This is a genomic window from Methanosarcina acetivorans C2A (genome assembly GCF_000007345.1).
GTDB classification, from domain to species: Archaea; Halobacteriota; Methanosarcinia; order Methanosarcinales; family Methanosarcinaceae; genus Methanosarcina; species Methanosarcina acetivorans.
Map to the genome: position 1 here is coordinate 4,852,004 of NC_003552.1, position 17,826 is coordinate 4,869,829.

General features: G+C 41.7%; 14 protein-coding genes. 9 read left to right on the forward strand and 5 right to left on the reverse strand.

The window, feature by feature from the left end; all coding sequences use genetic code 11:
- Positions 1–2,223: 2,223 nt before the first annotated feature.
- The 5 genes from MA_RS20645 to MA_RS20670 all read left to right on the forward strand — a co-directional run bounded on the left by MA_RS20645 (position 2,224) and on the right by MA_RS20670 (position 8,263).
- Complete coding sequence (locus MA_RS20645) at positions 2,224–2,865, forward strand: ABC transporter ATP-binding protein (RefSeq protein ID WP_011023853.1); 642 nt, start codon at positions 2,224–2,226, stop codon at positions 2,863–2,865.
- Between the two features lie 12 nt (positions 2,866–2,877).
- Positions 2,878–4,119: a COG1361 S-layer family protein gene (locus MA_RS20650; RefSeq protein ID WP_011023854.1), complete on the forward strand. Its 1,242-nt coding sequence runs from the start codon at positions 2,878–2,880 to the stop codon at positions 4,117–4,119.
- A 43-nt stretch (positions 4,120–4,162) separates the two neighbouring features.
- Positions 4,163–5,377, forward strand: coding sequence for an ABC transporter permease (locus MA_RS20655; protein ID WP_048065855.1), 1,215 nt, complete (start codon positions 4,163–4,165; stop codon positions 5,375–5,377).
- An 826-nt stretch (positions 5,378–6,203) separates the two neighbouring features.
- Entirely contained in the window at positions 6,204–6,830 is a 627-nt protein-coding gene (locus MA_RS20665) for an ABC transporter ATP-binding protein (RefSeq protein ID WP_193589536.1), read from the forward strand.
- Between the two features lie 176 nt (positions 6,831–7,006).
- Positions 7,007–8,263 (forward strand): COG1361 S-layer family protein, encoded by a 1,257-nt coding sequence (locus MA_RS20670; protein WP_048065858.1) that lies wholly within the window; start codon positions 7,007–7,009, stop codon positions 8,261–8,263.
- A gap of 279 nt (positions 8,264–8,542) precedes the next feature.
- On the opposite strand, the gene MA_RS20675 is transcribed toward MA_RS20670, so the two are convergent.
- On the reverse strand, positions 8,543–9,922 hold the full coding sequence (locus MA_RS20675) for an ATP-binding protein (protein ID WP_394295995.1): 1,380 nt from the start codon (positions 9,920–9,922) through the stop codon (positions 8,543–8,545).
- Between the two features lie 354 nt (positions 9,923–10,276).
- Between MA_RS20675 and MA_RS27600 the strand changes: the two genes are divergently transcribed.
- The 4 genes from MA_RS27600 (at position 10,277) to MA_RS20690 (ending at position 13,644) form a co-directional block, all read left to right on the forward strand.
- Positions 10,277–10,435, forward strand: coding sequence for a hypothetical protein (locus MA_RS27600; RefSeq protein ID WP_157860360.1), 159 nt, complete (start codon positions 10,277–10,279; stop codon positions 10,433–10,435).
- A 47-nt stretch (positions 10,436–10,482) separates the two neighbouring features.
- Entirely contained in the window at positions 10,483–11,697 is a 1,215-nt protein-coding gene (locus tag MA_RS20680) for an ABC transporter permease (RefSeq protein WP_048065859.1), read from the forward strand.
- A gap of 491 nt (positions 11,698–12,188) precedes the next feature.
- On the forward strand, positions 12,189–12,797 hold the full coding sequence (locus MA_RS20685) for a flavin reductase family protein (RefSeq protein WP_011023860.1): 609 nt from the start codon (positions 12,189–12,191) through the stop codon (positions 12,795–12,797).
- A gap of 118 nt (positions 12,798–12,915) precedes the next feature.
- Positions 12,916–13,644, forward strand: coding sequence for a flavodoxin family protein (locus MA_RS20690; protein ID WP_011023861.1), 729 nt, complete (start codon positions 12,916–12,918; stop codon positions 13,642–13,644).
- A 148-nt stretch (positions 13,645–13,792) separates the two neighbouring features.
- Here MA_RS20690 and MA_RS20695 read toward each other — a convergent pair whose 3' ends face one another.
- The 4 genes from MA_RS20695 to MA_RS20710 all read right to left on the reverse strand — a co-directional run bounded on the left by MA_RS20695 (position 13,793) and on the right by MA_RS20710 (position 17,444).
- On the reverse strand, positions 13,793–15,529 hold the full coding sequence (locus tag MA_RS20695; protein ID WP_048065860.1) for an ABC transporter ATP-binding protein: 1,737 nt from the start codon (positions 15,527–15,529) through the stop codon (positions 13,793–13,795).
- A gap of 434 nt (positions 15,530–15,963) precedes the next feature.
- Positions 15,964–16,203, reverse strand: a complete 240-nt coding sequence (locus MA_RS20700; RefSeq protein WP_011023863.1) for an MTH865 family protein — start codon at positions 16,201–16,203, stop codon at positions 15,964–15,966.
- A gap of 341 nt (positions 16,204–16,544) precedes the next feature.
- Positions 16,545–17,288, reverse strand: a complete 744-nt coding sequence (locus MA_RS20705) for a geranylgeranylglyceryl/heptaprenylglyceryl phosphate synthase (RefSeq protein WP_011023864.1) — start codon at positions 17,286–17,288, stop codon at positions 16,545–16,547.
- A gap of 6 nt (positions 17,289–17,294) precedes the next feature.
- The gene (locus MA_RS20710; RefSeq protein WP_048065861.1) at positions 17,295–17,444 is read right to left on the reverse strand and encodes a 50S ribosomal protein L40e; all 150 of its coding nucleotides are present in this window, start codon (positions 17,442–17,444) and stop codon (positions 17,295–17,297) included.
- Positions 17,445–17,826: the final 382 nt, after the last annotated feature.

Sequence of the window (17,826 nt, forward strand, 5' to 3'; positions counted from 1 at the left end):
TTCCTCCCCCATAATGGTTCTCAAAAAATTATAATGTCTAAAAAATATTGTATCTCTTCCTAAAATTGATGCTTTATGATGCAATTCCAAATTTTGTGCAGGTAAGTTTGCTTATATTTAGAAGAGTGAATTAAAACAGTAGAAGCCATAAAAAAGTAAAAAAAGCGGTTGAATATAGGAAATATTTAGGAAAATATAGGAAAAGTAAAAAAGGAACAATTATAGACTTCTTTTGCAAAGATAAAGTTGCCTGAAACGCAGGCAACTTTATACGATTTATTTTTGATTTTCCATCAGTATTGATACTAATCAGTATTGATACTAATTAGATGCAGTAGACAAGTTTGAGGCAAGTTGCTTCGTAGTATTTTATGACATTTGAATATACCAGACTGAAGAACATTCCAGTTTCCTCCACTCATTTCCTGTATTTTGTTCATTCCCCGTTATACGCGGCCTTCTGCAATCAGGACTGTAAGGAAATTGTCAAGAAACAATTCCTGACATCCTTAACAAACATTCAGGCAGAGACCCAATGATTTTACGATGTAACCTGATTAGATGCAGTAGACAAGCTTAAAGCAGGTTGCTTCGTAGTATTTTATGACCTGTGAATATACAAGACTGAAGAACATTCCAGCTCCCTCCACTCATTTCCTGTATTTTGTTCATTCCCCGTTACACGCGGCCTTCTGCAATCGGGACTGTAAGGAAATTGCTAAGAAGCAATTCCTGACATCCTTAACAAACATCCAGGCAGAGACCCAATGATTTTACGATGTAACCTGATTAGAAGCAATAAATAAGTTTGAGGTAGGTTGCTTCGTAGTATTTTATGACCTGAGAATATGAAATACTTAAGAACATTCCAGTTCCCTCCACTCATTTCCTGTATTTTGTTCATTCCCCGTTATACGCGGCCTTCTGCAATCGGGACTGTAAGGAAATTGCTAAGAAACAATTCCTGACATCCTTGACAAATGTCCAGGCAGAGACCCAATGATTTTACGATGTAACCTGATTAGATGCAGTAGACAAGTTTAAAGCAGGTTGCTTCGTAGTATTTTATGACCTGTGAATATACAAGACTGAAGAACATTTTCATTACCTCTTTTGTTTCTTAATTATCCAGTTTCATCATCTGTACCATAGACTGAACTATAATTCAATCTAACAATTGCGATTACCAGCCGAAGAGCAGACCGAGATCAAACTCAAAAACAATCGCAAAAAGAATGCCGAGATCGAGTCCAAAGATCATGTTTATTCCCTCCGAATTTCATATTTTCCCCACGCCAATACCTGTATACTCCACGTTGAGTACACTTCCTTGAAACATTTTCTTATAATCCTCTTTATCAAGCATCCAAAGCTCATCACTCTGTCATCCACTTAGAGAGATTATTAAGAAGAATTCCCTTGATTTTCGGGATCTACAGTTCCAATTTTTATCTGGCAGTGGCTATATTTAGCTATATATAACAAATTATATAAGTTGAATAGAATTACATATCCTTACGAATAATAGTTCTTAAAGATTTAGAGGGAAGTAAATTCATAACATAGTATATATTTTTTATACTGTTATGTGTTTGAATATTTCACCATAGTTTGGGTCTCAATCTAAATATTTGAATGCCTATCCAAGCTCGAGAAAGAACTTTTTGGAACTGATTGATTTAGAGATTGCGGTTTTTCCATCAAGTATTACAACTGATGTATGAGATAAAGCAGTTAAAAATAACATAGATAGGGATCGGGGTGAGAACATAAATTTTCTTCAAATGCCTTATGCTCCCAGAAAAAATCTCCAAATTCGATTTTTGTTGTCCATTTTTACTGTTCAAAAATATGCCTATTTTTATGCTTGAAAATTTTAATACAAATCATGTCTGAAACTAAATGTCGCCCAAGAGTTTAAAACAATGTATCCAGTGCTTAATTTCAAAGTTCACTTTTAAAAGCCCTGGCTGACAATAAAAAATCGACAGCAACTGGACTTGGAATGGAATCTTTCGAAAGAAATTTACAGAGCATAGATTAAAATGGATTTTCTTACATAAGAGTAGAAATAATTGAGATAATTCAAAGTGATTTTTTCTGATCATATCTCAGTAAAATTGGGGGGATGCGAACATTAACAAGAATAGTTTACCTGAAGATAGGTTACCTGGGGATAGGTTACCTAGGGATAGGTTTCCTGTTGTCGAGGTTTCCAATGTCATGAAAAGTTACGTGCTTGGGGACATGAAAGTTCCGGTACTCTCAGATATTAACCTGAAAATCGAAAAAGGAGAATTTCTAGCTATTATGGGCCCATCAGGTTCGGGAAAAAGTACTCTTATGAACCTGATAGGCTGTCTTGATCGGCCGACAGAAGGGAGGATCCTTATAAGGGGGAGGGACCTGCATAGAATGTCAGATGAAGAACTAGCCCGAATCCGAGGGCTTGAGATAGGGTTCGTTTTTCAGACTTTCAACCTTGTTCCTCGTCTGACTGCTATTGAGAATGTTTTGCTTCCTACTTTTGCAAATTCAAGGAGCAACGATCCGCAAAAACGTGCAAAGGAACTCCTGCAACTTATGGGATTACAGGACCGCATGCACCATAGGCCAGGAGAGCTTTCCGGAGGCCAATCTCAGAGGGTCTCGATTGCAAGGGCCCTCATCAATAATCCTTCAATTCTCCTTGCTGACGAACCGACCGGGAACCTGGATTCGAAAACGGGTTCTGAGATCCTCCAGATATTCATGGATTTGAACAATGAGGGGAGGACAGTAGTAATAGTTACACACGACCCTGAAATTGCAAAATATGCTGACAGGGTTGTCCTAGTAAAAGATGGGGAAATTAAATATAATTAAGGTGGGGAATACATGAAATTGATTAAAGAGCGTATTATTGCGGCTTTTTTTTCTTTACTCGTTATAGCCTCCGTTTTTGCGGCTCCAGCTTCTGCATCTGTAGGGAGTGCTAATCTGAAAATAACGATCGTTGAAACAAATCCTTATCCTGCAAAGATAGGAGAATACCTGACTCTGACCGTACAGGTGGAAAACGTCGGAGGAGACAAAGCCGACGACGTTGACATAGAAATAGTCCCTGAGTATCCTTTCAGTCTGGATTCCACGGCAAATGCCGTGCAGAACATTGGAGCTCTCAATCCTGGCAGAACTGCTACAAAGGAGTTCTATCTGTATGTGGATAAAAACGCCCAGAAAGGAACTCGTTCAATTGATCTTCGCGCCAGAACCGAAAAGGACAAGCCCTGGAGTGAGAAAACTGTGGATATAAGGATAGGGACTGAGACCTTTACTAGCAAAGGGACAGTTGAACTTGCAGAATTCGTTACTTCTCCTGAAGTCTTTATGCCTGGAGATAAGGGTACCATTACAGTAACCCTTAAGAATACAGCCACCGCAACCACAGTTACTATCGATGACGAGGACTATGATACCAATGCCAGAATACAGGCTGCAACTTTAAAACCTCTATCTGATGGAATAACGAATCTGGAAGCTCCATATTATGAAATGGGCCTTGTGGGCCCGGGAGACAGTATCCAACTGACTTTCAATGTTAAGGTCGAAGAGGATGCCAGTGAAGGAACTCACAATCTTGAACTTGCAATCGAGGGCAACTCTTATGACTACAGTTGCCGGAAGAACATTCCGCTTAAAGTTGACTCCTCAAATATAAAGGTCATTCCTTCAAAGCCACTCCAGATGGTGGGCGGGCAAGCGACCGTAGAATTTGACGTAGCAAATACCCACCCCAACGAGCTTAACTCTGTCAGCATAAAGCCTGAAGCTGAAGGTGTAAAGTTTTATCCTGCCGAATATTTCATCGGGCCAATGGACTCTGACGAGCTTTTCACAATAGAGTTTGACGCAACGATAGATGATTCCTCGGATGTAGATGCTTCAGAACCCATAACCATGGATGTAACTGCAACCTATAACAATGGGATTAACAGGCACGAAAATGTTGCAGGAAACCTGAAACTTGAACCTGACTCCATGCCTGCTGAAACAAATTCTACAGTTGCAATTGCAGGAGGAGTTATTGCAGTCTTTATCCCTGCAGCCTTCCTGATATATAAAAAGAAAAAACAATAAGCAGATGAAGATTTGCTAAATATCATATTTGCGGGGGAAAAATATGATACAATTTGTACAGGCTACTCGCATTGCTTCCGGGAGTATAAGCAGCTCCAAGCTTCGGTCTGCACTCACAACACTCGGAATTGTGATAGGGGTTGCAGCAGTAATCATAAATGCATCCCTTGGAGCCAGCTTTAACCAATTTTTTACCGATGAGGTCACCTCTGTTGGCTCAAATTTTATAATTGCATATAGCGACCAGCCTAACATATTTTATGACAGCGAACTTGAAATGATTGAAAATACTCCAGGAATTTCCGGAGTTTCTCCCAGGAAAACAGTGTCTGGAGAAATTAGCTATCTTTCGGATACTAAAAGCGTGAGCATCGTGGGAGTGAATGGGGACTTTCAGGAAATCCAGGGAATTGAGATGGAAGAAGGAAGTTTCCTGACTGATAAGGATATTTACTCTACCGTTCTTGGGTATGACCTTGCAAAAGAAGAATTTGGCAGGAGTATCTCACATCGAAGCACTGTGGATATTGCATTCCGACAGGAAGACGGCACCCTTATAGAAAAAAGCTTCAAAGTTAAAGGGGTTCTGGAAGATTCAAAAGAAACTATTCTCGGTGGAGACGGCAGTACGGACATGATAGTTTATATCCCTATTTCAGTCATGAATGAGATGACCGGAGAAGAAGACTATGGAGCCCTCTTTGCGATGGCCGAAAGCTCTGAAAATATCGGCACTGTTTCGGATGAAGTGGATAAAAGGCTTGCCCGGAACTTCGGAATTCCTCAAAGGGATATCGGGAATGACGACTCAAAACCCTATGTCATAATCGACCAGGTAGATGTCCTTGAAGAGACCGGAGCACTGGGAGATGCCTTAAGTTCCTTCCTGCTCGTCCTTGCTTTAGTCTCACTATTCGTGGGTTCTATAGGGATCATGAATATCATGCTTGTAACAGTTACCGAACGTACGAGAGAAATAGGGATCATGAAGTCCGTAGGTTACAGCAGTTCCAATATTCAATCCCTTTTTTTGCTTGAATCCGTGATGGTAAGCGTCTTCGGGGGCCTGATGGGGACTGCAATAGGAGGGTTTGGAGCCTACATCATTGAAGAAGCCCTCAAACTTCCACCGGTATTTCCTTTCAAGCTGATTGAAATCGGGATTCTGGTTTCGGTCCTTGTAGGTGTAGGAGCAGGGCTGTATCCCGCAAGGAAAGCTGCAAACATGAATCCTGTGGATGCTTTAAGGTATGAGTAAGGGATTTGTTCAAAGAAATGACCCTTAATCTTCATATTTCTTTTTTCAGCATCCTTTAACTTTTTCATAGTCCAGTTGTTATGCTGCCAGTATTTGTATTCCAATTTTTCTTTTCAGCTATTTTTCAGCTTTTCTTTCAGCTATTTTTCAGCTTTTTTATCAATGAGCTTATCCCAAAACTCAAAATCGGCTCTCCGAATCTTGAATCTGAAATAGTCAATCGAGTCACAGATAATGAAAATAATTCTGAAATTTTGACCGATACAGGGATAAAATAGGTTTTGGGATGAGCTCCATATAAACTGACACAAAATAAGAAAATAAAAAATCTCATACTCACAATAGAGCTCTGTTCAAGCCTCGAAGCAAACATGAGAAAAGGATCGAAAACCTTAAAAAACTGAATACAGAGAACTAATTCTTTTGCAGATTTTAGATTATAAAAATAAATAGATAACAAACATTTTAAAGCTTAAAACCAAGAAATATTGATATTGTGTAGCACTCAGTGGGATAATATATTTAAAGTTAGAAGAATGGCGAAGTGGACATGAAAACTGAAATACTCGATCATGAAGTTTCTTCTCCCGAAGATTCAAATCCGGAAGCAGGCAGAAGCAGTGGAAATGAAGAAGAGATGCCTCCGGAAGAAAACTTGCTTGCCTCTGATGAAACTCCAGATAGGGGAAATTCAGATGAAGACCACATTAAGTGCGAACTGCCCCGTTCAAGTCGCCCGGAAAGAGGGAGCGGAGGAGGAAATCCCCATAAAGGAACCCCGGTAATAGAGGTAATCAATGTAAAAAAGAGTTATACTCTGGGAGATATGGAAGTTCCAATTCTCCATGACATTAATCTTACAGTATGGGAAGGAGAGTTTCTTGCTATAATGGGTCCTTCAGGCTCAGGAAAAAGTACCCTTATGAACCTTATAGGTTTTCTTGACAGACCTACAGAAGGAAAGATCATAATTAAAGGGCTTGATATCAATACATTATCCGATAAGGAAGTTGCCAAGCTCAGGGGGCTTGAGATAGGCTTTGTATTCCAGACATTCAACCTGATCCCAAGGCTTACCGCTCTTGAAAATGTTGAACTGCCAACCTACGCTAACACCAGGGAGGGGGTGAATGCGCGTAAGAGGGCAAAAGACCTTCTTAAAATGGTCGGACTTGAGGACCGAATGCACCATAAGCCAGGAGAACTTTCAGGAGGGCAATCGCAAAGAGTAGCTATTGCCAGAGCTCTGATCAATGACCCGGCAATCCTCCTTGCGGATGAACCTACAGGAAATCTTGACTCGAAGACAGGCTGCGAAATCCTCAGCATGTTTACCAGACTTAATGAAGATGGCAGGACTATCGTGATGATTACGCATGACCCTGAGATTGCAAAGTATGCTGACAGAATAGTACTCGTAAAAGATGGAATAGTCCAGAATAATTCGGAATAAACAAGAATAATTCGGAACAGATCAGAAAGATTGGGAAAATGAGCTGGAATTATTCTGGAATAAGCCAGATAAGTCATGATTCTACATAATGCCCCGACAGGATACTCGGAGTAATCCAGAGTAATCCAGAGAACCCTGAATAATTAATTTTAGAAATTCAATCAGGATGAATAAAAATGAGAGGACAAAAAACCCCGTTTACTTTTGCTGTTATATTTCTGCTTTTAGTCTCATTTATTTTTGCAACTCCGGCTTCTGCGGCGACTGCAAGCGCAAACTTGAAAGTCACAATAGTTGAAACAAACCCTTACCCTGCTAAAATAGGGCAGTATCTGGACCTGACAGTTCAGGTAGAAAACGTAGGTAGAGAACGAGCAGAAGATGTTGAGATAGAAATAGTCCCCGAGTATCCATTTACCCTTGATTCCGAGGAAAACGCAGTGCAGAATGTAGGGGCTCTTGCTCCCGAAAAATTTGCATCCAAAGAGTTTCACCTTTTCGTGGACAAGAACGCTCAGAAAGGGGTCAGGACAATTGACATCCGGACAAGGATAGATAAATCAAGCCCCTGGAGTGAGAAAACTTTTGATATAAGGATAGGGACCGAGACCTTTGACAGCAAAGGAACCGTTGAGCTTGCGGAAATCGTTTCTTCTCCCGAAGTCTTTATGCCCGGAGATAGGGGCACCGTTACGGTAACTCTTAAAAATACAGCTACTACACCCACAGTTACCATCGATGGAAGTGACTACGATACCAATGCAAGGATCCAGGTTGCAGTTTTGAGGCCGCTGTCTGAAGAAGTAATTGTGCTTGATGCCCCCTATGAAGAGATGGGACTTCTTGGTCCGGGGGATAGCATCAGACTGACATTTAACGTTATGGTTTCCGAGGATGCAAATGAAGGGACTCACAACCTTGAACTTGCAATTGAAGGCAATTCTTTTGACTACAACAGCCGGAAGAATATTCCGCTTGAAGTTGACTCTTCGAATGTAAAGGTCATCCCTTCAAAACCACTTAAACTGGTAAACGGCGAAGCTACCCTCGAGTTTGATGTAGCAAACACCCACCCCAATGAGCTTAACTCTGTCAGTATAAAACCTGAAGCTGAAGGTGTAAATTTTTATCCCGCCGAATATTTCATCGGGCCAATGGACTCTGACGAGCTTTTCACAATAGAGTTTGATGCTATAGCAGATCCGGCTTCGGAAAACATAGGAGGGAACTCTGAACCGATAAACCTCAGCCTTTCTGCAAGTTACAGCAACGGCATAAACAAACATGAAAATCTGGTAAGCAATCTTCGCATTCAACCGGTTGAGGAAAATGAGGGAGGCAGTTCAGGCCTGCTTGCAACTGGTATCCTGATTGTCGCCCTTGTTGCCGGAGGGGTACTGATTTACAGAAGAAGGCAACAGAAAAACAGATAAGCTGCTGAAGAACCTGGGAGTACAGGCAGCATCAACTGCATGCTACCTTTACAGCCATGGTTCTTTTTGCAGGATTTTTTAATTTCAGCTTGTTTTTTAAGTAGCTGGGATTCTAAATTTCAATATGATTTCCTGGTTTCCAGTTTGATCTTCTGGTTTTCAATTTGATTCCCGGATGTCAATTCCCGGCTTCAGGGGTAGAGTCAGTTTTTTTCGATTTTTCCCTTTAAGTGAAGAGTTATTCTTTTTCGGATTATTCCCCGAAAGAGGGATATTTTCCTATTCTGCCGGAAGGGTGAAGGTAAATATACTTCCTTTTCCGACCTCCGAGTCAACCCAGATTTTTCCGCCGTGAAGATCTACGAAGTTCCGGACAATGTATAACCCGAGACCTGCACCCCCGTATCCGCGGGCTGCGGAAGAATCGGCCTGTGTAAAGGGCATAAATATCTTTTCGTGGCTATCCTTTGAAAGCCCTATTCCGGTATCCGAAACCTTGACTTCAAGAACCCCTTCTTTTTTACAGGCACTGATGACAACTTTTCCTTTTGCTGGAGTGAACTTTATGGCGTTACTGACCAGATTATACAGGATCTGCCTGAGCTTTGTTATATCGGCCCGAACATTTCCCACAGAAGGGTCTATTTTCAGCTCAACAGTTATCCTCTTAACCGAGGCAGGCGAGAGGAGACTCATTCTCACATCCCCTATGAGGCTTGCAATGTCCACATTCTCATATTTGAGGGTCTTTTCCCCGGCTTCAAGCCTTGAGATGTCAAGCAGGTTGTTAATAATTTCCAGCAGGTTTTTCCCGCTAATCAGGATGTTGTTAACATACTTTGATTGCTTTGTATTCAGGGGCCCGAATGCTCCTTCCAGCAGCAGGTCAGAAAAGCCTATTACCGAATTTAGAGGAGTCCGAAGCTCATGGCTCATATTCATAATGAAACTGTTTTTTGCCCTGTTTGTGGCTTCAGCATCTTTTTTTGCCTTGAGAAGAGTGATTTCCAGTTCTTTTTGCCCGTTTACATCGCAGGTATTTACCAGATATTCCCATTTGCCTTTTCTATTAACTAAAACACCTTTTTCCTCCACCAGCTCAAGAAGTGCACTGCCTGATAATTCTTCAAGCGGGAAAGTGCAGAGAAATGTGAAGTTTCTTCCATTACCCTGACTGATATCTTCGAGGATTTTTTCTAACCCTTCAAAACAGGCTTTGAAGGGGTTTTCGGTCCCTTTAACATCGAGATTTGTTCTGAACCCGGAAAAGCCTTCAGAAAAGGATTTCCCACTCCCCTCTTTCAGAAGTTCTTTTACTGCAGATTCAAACAAAAGGATACTTTCAGAAAGTGTGCCTGCCGGCATAATCTCCAGATGAGACGAAGTAATGTATTTCCCTACATCCACTCCTTCCTTCTCAAGTTCATTTTTTGCACTTTCAGATGCCAGCGAATCCGGGACTATCCAGAGGCAGCGCTCTCCCTTTTCAATCCCTTGTTTGAAATAGGCAACAAGCAGTTCTGTCAGCTCATCGATATCACTATATATGGCAGAGAGCTGGGCACTCTGTGGAATGCTTGAAAAAAGTTCGGGGTATTTGTCAGTATTTTTTATCAGAATCTTCCCCCTCCGTGTGTTGTATAATAGTGCACCTTTCAGCGCACATTCGGGATTTTTAATGGGGTATCAAGTATAGGCTTAGAGGTGTAAATGACAACTTTCAGCACTCTAAATCTGGTTTAAAGTGCCTGGGAAATGTATCTAAAATATTTAAAGTGAAATTTCACTTTCATCTATTATTTCATCTTAACTTTTAATATTTCATACATATGCTTATATTTTCTATCATATAACATCAGCATATATAAGAAATGTTCTAATATTCAATGTTAGAAAGTTTACCCGGTTAACCCCTCTATACATAAGAATATCCTGGAGTAAAGCACCCATAGAAATCTCCCTTTTCTTCCGAAAATAAGCTATTATTTTTCTTCCAACAATGAGGTATTATATTTGTACATTGATATTTACTTAGGTATACCAGAATATGAATATCTTTCGGAATATATTTATAAATTAATCTTTGCTGAATTTTTTGGGAATGTAGCTCCAACGGGTGATTGCCCAGGGCTGAAGATCTCTGTGATAGAGATCCTTAAGTTCCATGCCTGAACGAACTTTAATTCAGAGCTTAAGTGAATTCTAAAATAGTGGGTCGTATGCTGAAGGTAAGGCAAGCTATCGGTATCTCTCTCGGAAGCATAGCGAGTGCGAAGCTCCGCTCAGGTCTGACAACCCTCGGCATTGTTATAGGAATTGCGGCTGTAGTTGCAAACATATCTCTTGGGGAAAGTTTCAATATTTTCTTTGAAGAGGAGATAAATGCTCAGGGTTCCAATTTTATTATTATTTACAGCCAGGAACCGAACCTTTTTTACAACAATGAACTTCAAATAATCAAAAAAACTCCCGGAATCAGCAGAGTTTCCCCCATAAAACAGCAACTGGGGGTGGCAACCTACTTCTCCCAGAAGAAAAATATCGACATCGTAGGAGTAACTGGAGATTATGAGGATACTGCTAACATCACTATGGAAAGTGGCAGTTTCATAAGAGACCAGGACGCCTTTTCCGCAGCTATTGGCTCCAAAGTTGCAAATGAAAAATTCGACCGGAACATCTCTGCCCGAAGTTCAATAGATATTACCCTGCGTCTTGAAGGGGGTGAGACTATGACCAGAACGTTCAAGGTGAAAGGCATCATTAAGAGCCTGAACACCTCGTTTGTAGGAGGGGGAATTGATAGGGATGTGAGCATCTTCATCCCTGTTTCAACCATCAACCAGATGCTCGAAGAAGATGATTTCTCGGCTTTTTTTGCCATGTCCGACAACATCGAGGACGTGGAAGAAGTCTCAGACGAGGTAGACAGGCGGCTTGCGCGGAACTTCGGAGTCTCTTCAAGGGATCTTGATGACGAGGACGCAAAACCCTATCGCATTTTTAACCAGGCAGATGTCCTTGAGCAAACAAACCAGCTTGCTGATACCCTGCGAAATTTCCTTGTTGCAGTAGCTCTCATCTCCCTGCTTGTGGGCTCTATAGGGATAATGAACATAATGCTTGTTACGGTTACTGAACGCACCAGTGAAATAGGGCTCATGAAAGCCCTTGGCTTTTCAAGCACTGACATCCTTATCCTCTTTCTTATCGAGTCGGTTATTCTCAGCCTCTTCGGAGGGCTTCTGGGATTAGCGGTTGGAATTGGGGGAGCCTATATAATCACAACAGCCCTTGGACTACCTTTCCTGTATCCCGGTTACGTCTTCGAGATAGGGGTTTTCGTTGCAGTCATAGTAGGAGTTGCAGCTGGAGTTTATCCGGCAAACAAAGCGGCAAAACTGGCTCCTGTGGATGCATTGAGACATGAGTGAAAACAAACCTTGAAGAATTAGATTTTTTAGTTTGAGTTAGAGTTTGAGTTTGAGTTAGAGTTTGAGTTAGAGTTTGAGTTTGAGTTTGAGTTTGATTTTGAGTTAGAGTTTGAGTTAGAGTTTGAGTTAGAGTTTGAGTTAGAGTTTGAGTTAGAGTTTGAGTTAGAGTTTGAATTAGAGATTAAATAGAGAGTTCAGAAATTTCCCTTCTCAGTGTATTTTACTCCTTCTATTTTGTCTCTTTAGTGGAGTAGTTTTTTCCTCAAACGTTTTTTGTCCTCGTCCATAAAGGCATTTATATCCGGAATAATTATATCTTAATATATGTAACTGTAAAAACCGGAATACTAATTACAGATCGGAAGAATACATATAAAAAATACATTTTTTAAAGTGTTCTTCTGCCACTTAATGGAAGGGACGTTCTATAAAGAGGATTCAAATAAACGGATTCAAATTTTTGCTTATGAAGCTTTGCGGAGGATGAAAGGATGGAAACCGGAGAGAAAAAAGCCATTGGAGCCAAGAATTTCCTTTATCCCATGCCCACTACCCTTGTGGGAGCCGATGTGAACGGAAAACCAAACTACCTTACGGTTGCTTTTTGCGGAATCGTTCAGGCAAGTCCTCCGATGATCGCAGTTACTCTGGGAAAAATGCACTATACAAATGAAGGAATCAGAGAAAACAATTGCTTCAGCGTAAATATCCCTTCCAGATATATGGTTGAAGTTACGGATTACTGTGGTATAGTTTCCGGGAAAAAGGCAGACAAATCCGGCATCTTCAAAACTTTCTATGGAAAGCTTGAAAAAGCTCCAATGATCCGGGAATGCCCTGTAAACCTTGAATGTCGGCTTGCGGACACCCTGGATTTCGGCGGGACCAACGAGGTTTTCATCGGCGAGATTGTGGAGAGTTATGCAGAAGATCGATATCTCTGTAATGGAATCCCTGATATAGAAAAAATCGAACCGATCGTCTTTTCCATGTATGATAATAACTACTGGGGAATCGGGGAGCATCTGGGCAGAGCCTGGTGTGTGGGAAAAAAGTTCGGTGAAAACATTAATGATAACAGAAACGAGAATAATAGTTAGGAAGAAGGCTCTCTTTGTAGGTGCCGATAAAAGGTCTGAGGAATAATTTTGAATTTTGAGCTGGAGAGAAAACGGCTCATAGGTTTTACTTTTTTGAGACAATATGGGGGGTTATTATATGAAAGTAACAGTGTTCAGTGGGAGCCATAAGGGCAGAGAAGGAAATACTCTCCTCATGGTTGAGGAGTTTCTGAAAGGAGCAGAAGAAGCCGGGGTGGAAACTGAAAATATTATCCTTTTCGAAAAGAAAATCAGATACTGCACGGGAAAATTTGAGTGCTGGCTAAAAACACCCGGGGAGTGTATCATTCGAGACGACATGGACGATCTGCGTCCCAGGTTTATGGCCTCGGATATCGTAGTCTTTGCATTCCCTGTGTATTTTGACAACGTTCCATCTGTAATGAAAGTTTTCATAGATAGGCTTTTACCTGTTCTTCTGCCTCACTTTGAGGAGGACGAAAAAGGCAACTACAGGCATTCCAAACGTTATGAAAAGTATCCGAAATTTGTTGTGATTTCAAATGCCGGGCTGCCCGGGCAGACAAATTTCGAAGTAGTAAGTCTTTATTTCAAGCGGCTGGCAAGAACTTTTCACACCGAACTGATTGCAGAGATCTACAGGGGAGAAGGGGAAATTTTCAGGGGCCAGAAAAATATCATGCTAAAACCTCTGATTGGCAAATACAAAAAGTTGCTCCGATCCGCCGGAAAAGAGCTTGTTGAAACCCAAACAATTTCTGAAAAAACAATAAAAGATCTGGAGAAAACACTCGTTCCTCCAAGCCTGTACATAAAATTCGGAAATGAGGAGTGGGATCGACTTAGGAGTGAATGTCAGAAATAAGAAAAAGAAAAGAAGTGAGAAAATAAGGAAAGAAAAGAAGTGAGAAAATAAGGAAAGAAAAGAAATGAGAAAATAAGGAAAAAAAAGGCAAAAGACAGTAAGAAAAAAGGGAAAAAAGAAGAAAGCAGTCCGGGATTAACTCCCAAATTTACTGGATTTCCAGTTTGCCTTCAACAAGGTCTTCCAGGCTGTGTTCCATGTAAGGGGCATTACTCCTGTTGATCAGCTCCTGGCAGACTTCAATCGGTTTTCCATCCATTACAAGAGCCCCGTTTTCGATCAATACCGCTCTGTGGGCAACTTCCCGGACAAAGTCCATGTGGTGGCTCACGAGCACAATGGTCGTGCCGAAGAGTTCATTGATCCTTTTTAAGGAATTTGTTACGTCCCTGAGGGTTACAGGGTCGAGGTCCCCGAAAGGTTCGTCAAGCATAAGATATTCGGGAGATGTTGCAAGGCTCAGGGCAATAAAAGCCCTGACGTGTTCTCCTCCGCTGATCTGGTAAGGAGTTTTATCAAGGACTTCCATTGGCAGGTCGAGAGCTTCAAAGACCGGCCTTGCGTAGATATCGACATCAGTTACCGGAATAGACGGAAAGAGTTCGAAGTAAACCGTATCATTGAGGTTCAGCTCCCTGAGTGCCGTAGTCTTTTCCTCTTCAGGCATATCGGGAAGGCGGTAGATAGTATCCAGGGTCTCATCCAAAAGCCCCATTTCCCTGGCTTTATTTCTCGCGTATTCAATTGCACCCTGTTTTTTCATACTCAGCCTGAAGCGGATCTGTTCCCGGACTGTGGAATTTACGGACATTGAGAATTCCTGGTTCATAACACTCATGATCCGCCTGAGTTCCATGCGCTTCTTGCTGTACTCGGTAACATCCACCCAGTCCCCCTTGCATAAATACTCGACTGATCCGCTTTTTGGTTTGACAAGCCCTTCCATCAACTTCATAATAGTTGTCTTTCCGGCTCCGGAAGGCCCGATAAATGCCAGAATCTCTCCCCTGTTAACATCCAGAGAAAAGTCTTTGATGTTGAGGACTTCCCCCATCCGGATAATGGAATAACGTTTGGAGATGTCCCTTACTTTAATGCAGGTTTCCTTAGTTTCGGGCTCAAAAAGCTCTTTCTTTGGTTTCATGTCACGAAGGAAGTTTTTAAGAACCCAGGAAGGATCTCCGTCGGCTGCGATTTTCCCGTTTTCGAGAAAGATAAGCCGGTCTGCGAGATAGGCGTGGATTTCAGGGAGGTGGGAAACCACTATGATCGGGATATTCAGTTTTTCCTTCAGGCTCTTTATGACATCAAGGACTTCCTGCTTTGTATCCGGTCCGGTCATTGTTACTGGCTCGTCCAGAAGAAGGACTTTCGGCTTTGCAGCAAGCTGTCTTGCCATTACAACTCTCTGCTTTTCTCCCCCGCTGAGAAGATTGGTCGAGTGGAGGGCTTTATGTTCCAGTCCCACAAGCTTCATGTACTCCATAGCCTCGACAAAGAGATCGTCATACTCCTGATTTTCATTGTGAGGGAGGGCTTCATGCCCTACACGAAGGTAATTCAGTTTCCGTATTACATTTTCTATCGCAGGCCCGTTCCAGAGCCCAAAATTTCGCTGGAGGTGTATTGCAGTTACGCTTTTCAGGAGCAGTTCTCCTTCAAGTCCCGATTCAGGAGTCACAGTTTCTCCATCGACTCCCACAGTTCCTTCATCAAAAGGCTCAACCCCCCGGATAATACGGAGCAGAGTCGATTTCCCACTTCCGCTTCTACCTGTGATTCCGAGAATCTCTCCGTCCTCCACCGTGAGGTTGATATGGTCCAAAACCCTTCTTTTTTCGGAACGCACCTCATAATCTTTTACCAGATTGGAAATCCTGAGCATAATCATACCTCTTAGTATTGATTGCAAGTTGACGCCGGAACCCCGATAGGTTCTACAGGCCTTGATAATATTTCTTCCATTGAAAATTTGCCTTTGCCGAACCTTTGCATTTTTCAGATCCCTTTGCGTCAGTAGAACATGATACTAAAATAGGAGCAAGTATTTCCTTTAAAACTATTTATTACAATCGGCTGCCTGTAAATTTCCGATCGGACAGGTATTAAATCTTAAGTATAAAGATAGTTTCCAAAATAAAAAGTTTGGGAAAAGAAAAGCCTATCGAAAACAGGCAGTTTGAGAGGAAAGTATAATCCGGAGTATAGCTGAGAAATGGAGTAGTACGGAGGAACAGAATATCAGCCATTTAGTGGTAAGCAATAGTGGACAACCATCTCCAGAACCGTAGAAAACAAGATAGAAAATAAAGATAGGGTTTACAGCCCTGCTCTTTCAACCATTAAGTCTGCCACCTGTTTTGCATTTTTGAAAGGAAAATCTTTATCAGTAATCAGACTTTTCGCCTCAGCTGCGGTGACTTCAACACCTCCTATACTGCATGTGGTGTCCAACCCCTCGGGTAAGGCGGCAATTAATTCCTCCAGGGAGTTGATTGGAAATTTTGCACCTTTGAGGATTTCAAGAATCTGTTCATGGACTTCTTCTCTGACTTCCATATTTTTACCTCTTCTTTGTTCTGTTTTCCTTATGCTTATTTATTATTACAAGGAACCATTTTCCATAATCTCTTATGGAAGGCAATTATTATATTCTTACCAGAAATGAAATATTTTCTCAGATATCCTCTCTGAAATACCGTCTCAAATATTCTCTCTGAAATGACCTCCATTTTTTGCAAAGATTCGTAAAAATAAGGTTCAGAACGGAGCGAAAGCTTACGCTCCCCAGGAAAAACATGAAAAAATAAAAAGAAATTAAAAAAGAACAGTTGAATTTAAGAATTTCCTATAGGACTCTTAAAAGCAGGCAGCACACCTTGATTTCATATTACAGGAATTTAGCTTTTTATAGCTGATACGATCTCAGCCACCTTTGCCGCTACATCCTTTACTTCTTCAACAATCGTGCCGGTGACGATCATATCCGCACCTGCAGAAGCGCAAAGCTTTGCGGTTTTTGCGTCTCTGACCCCGCCGCCAACAATCAGCTTGTTTTCTCCGAGTACTTTTTTGACAGCCCCGATCATTTCAGGGGGGATAGGCGCATCGGCTCCGGACCCTGCTTCCAGGTAGGTATAGTGCATGCCGAGATATTTGCCTGCAAGGGCATAGACCGCAGCAATATCAGGTTTCTTCCTGGGGATCAGTTTTGCGTCCCCTACCCACCCGACAGTACCTCCGGGCTCGACCACAAGGTATGCCATGGAAATCGGCTCTATCTGGCTTTTGTATACAAGCGGAGCTCCAAGTACCTGGTTTGTGATCACATACCCCAGATCTCTGGAATTCAGGAGGCTCATGAAAAATACGGCATCTGCGTAACTGCTAAGCCCGGCCGAACTTCCCGGAAAAAGGATGGTAGGAACATTTACTTTTTCTTTAATCTTTATTACAGTCTCATCTAATAGGGTTCCCGACGCTCCGGTTGAGCCCCCTATCATGATAGCATCAGTGCCACCTTCAACTGCTGCAAGAGCGATTTCGGCAGCTCTTTCAGGCGTCTGGGAAGCCGGGTCGATAAGGGTAAGATGAACTTTTCCGTCCTGATCAATAATCTTCTGGAGGTGTGCTTCCACCTGCAAAAAAGATCATGCTCCCTTGGATTCCTTGGATTTCACGCGAAGAGTACCGTAGCCGCATTTTCTGCAGCGGGTTGCCCTTATGGCGTTTCTGGCATTACACTTCATGCAGATTTTTTTGTTAAGTAACCTTTCTTCAGCTTCTGGAAAACGAGCCATTTTTGTCACCTGCTATTATTTTTTAATATTGATACGGTATATAGCCCGCTTAAAGGATGTTAAGACATATAATGTTTTTCATCAAAAAATTACGCTACCTGCTAGTTTGCTACCTTTTCTGCTCTTCTCTTTCACATGTCCGGATTTTTCCCAATCCTGTATACTCAAAATTTATTTATTGGTTCTGTTGTTATTCCGTACCCTTCAGGCTGAAAACTACGGCTGCGGAACAGTAATGCGATTGTACTTATTAACAGCAGTGATATTGATAATACTGGCAGTTCCGAAAGATAACGAAACATTAAGCTAACCAGTATCACGTTTGGGAAAGTTCTTCAAACGAACTTACTACCGGAATTCCACACTGCCAGAAATCATTTAA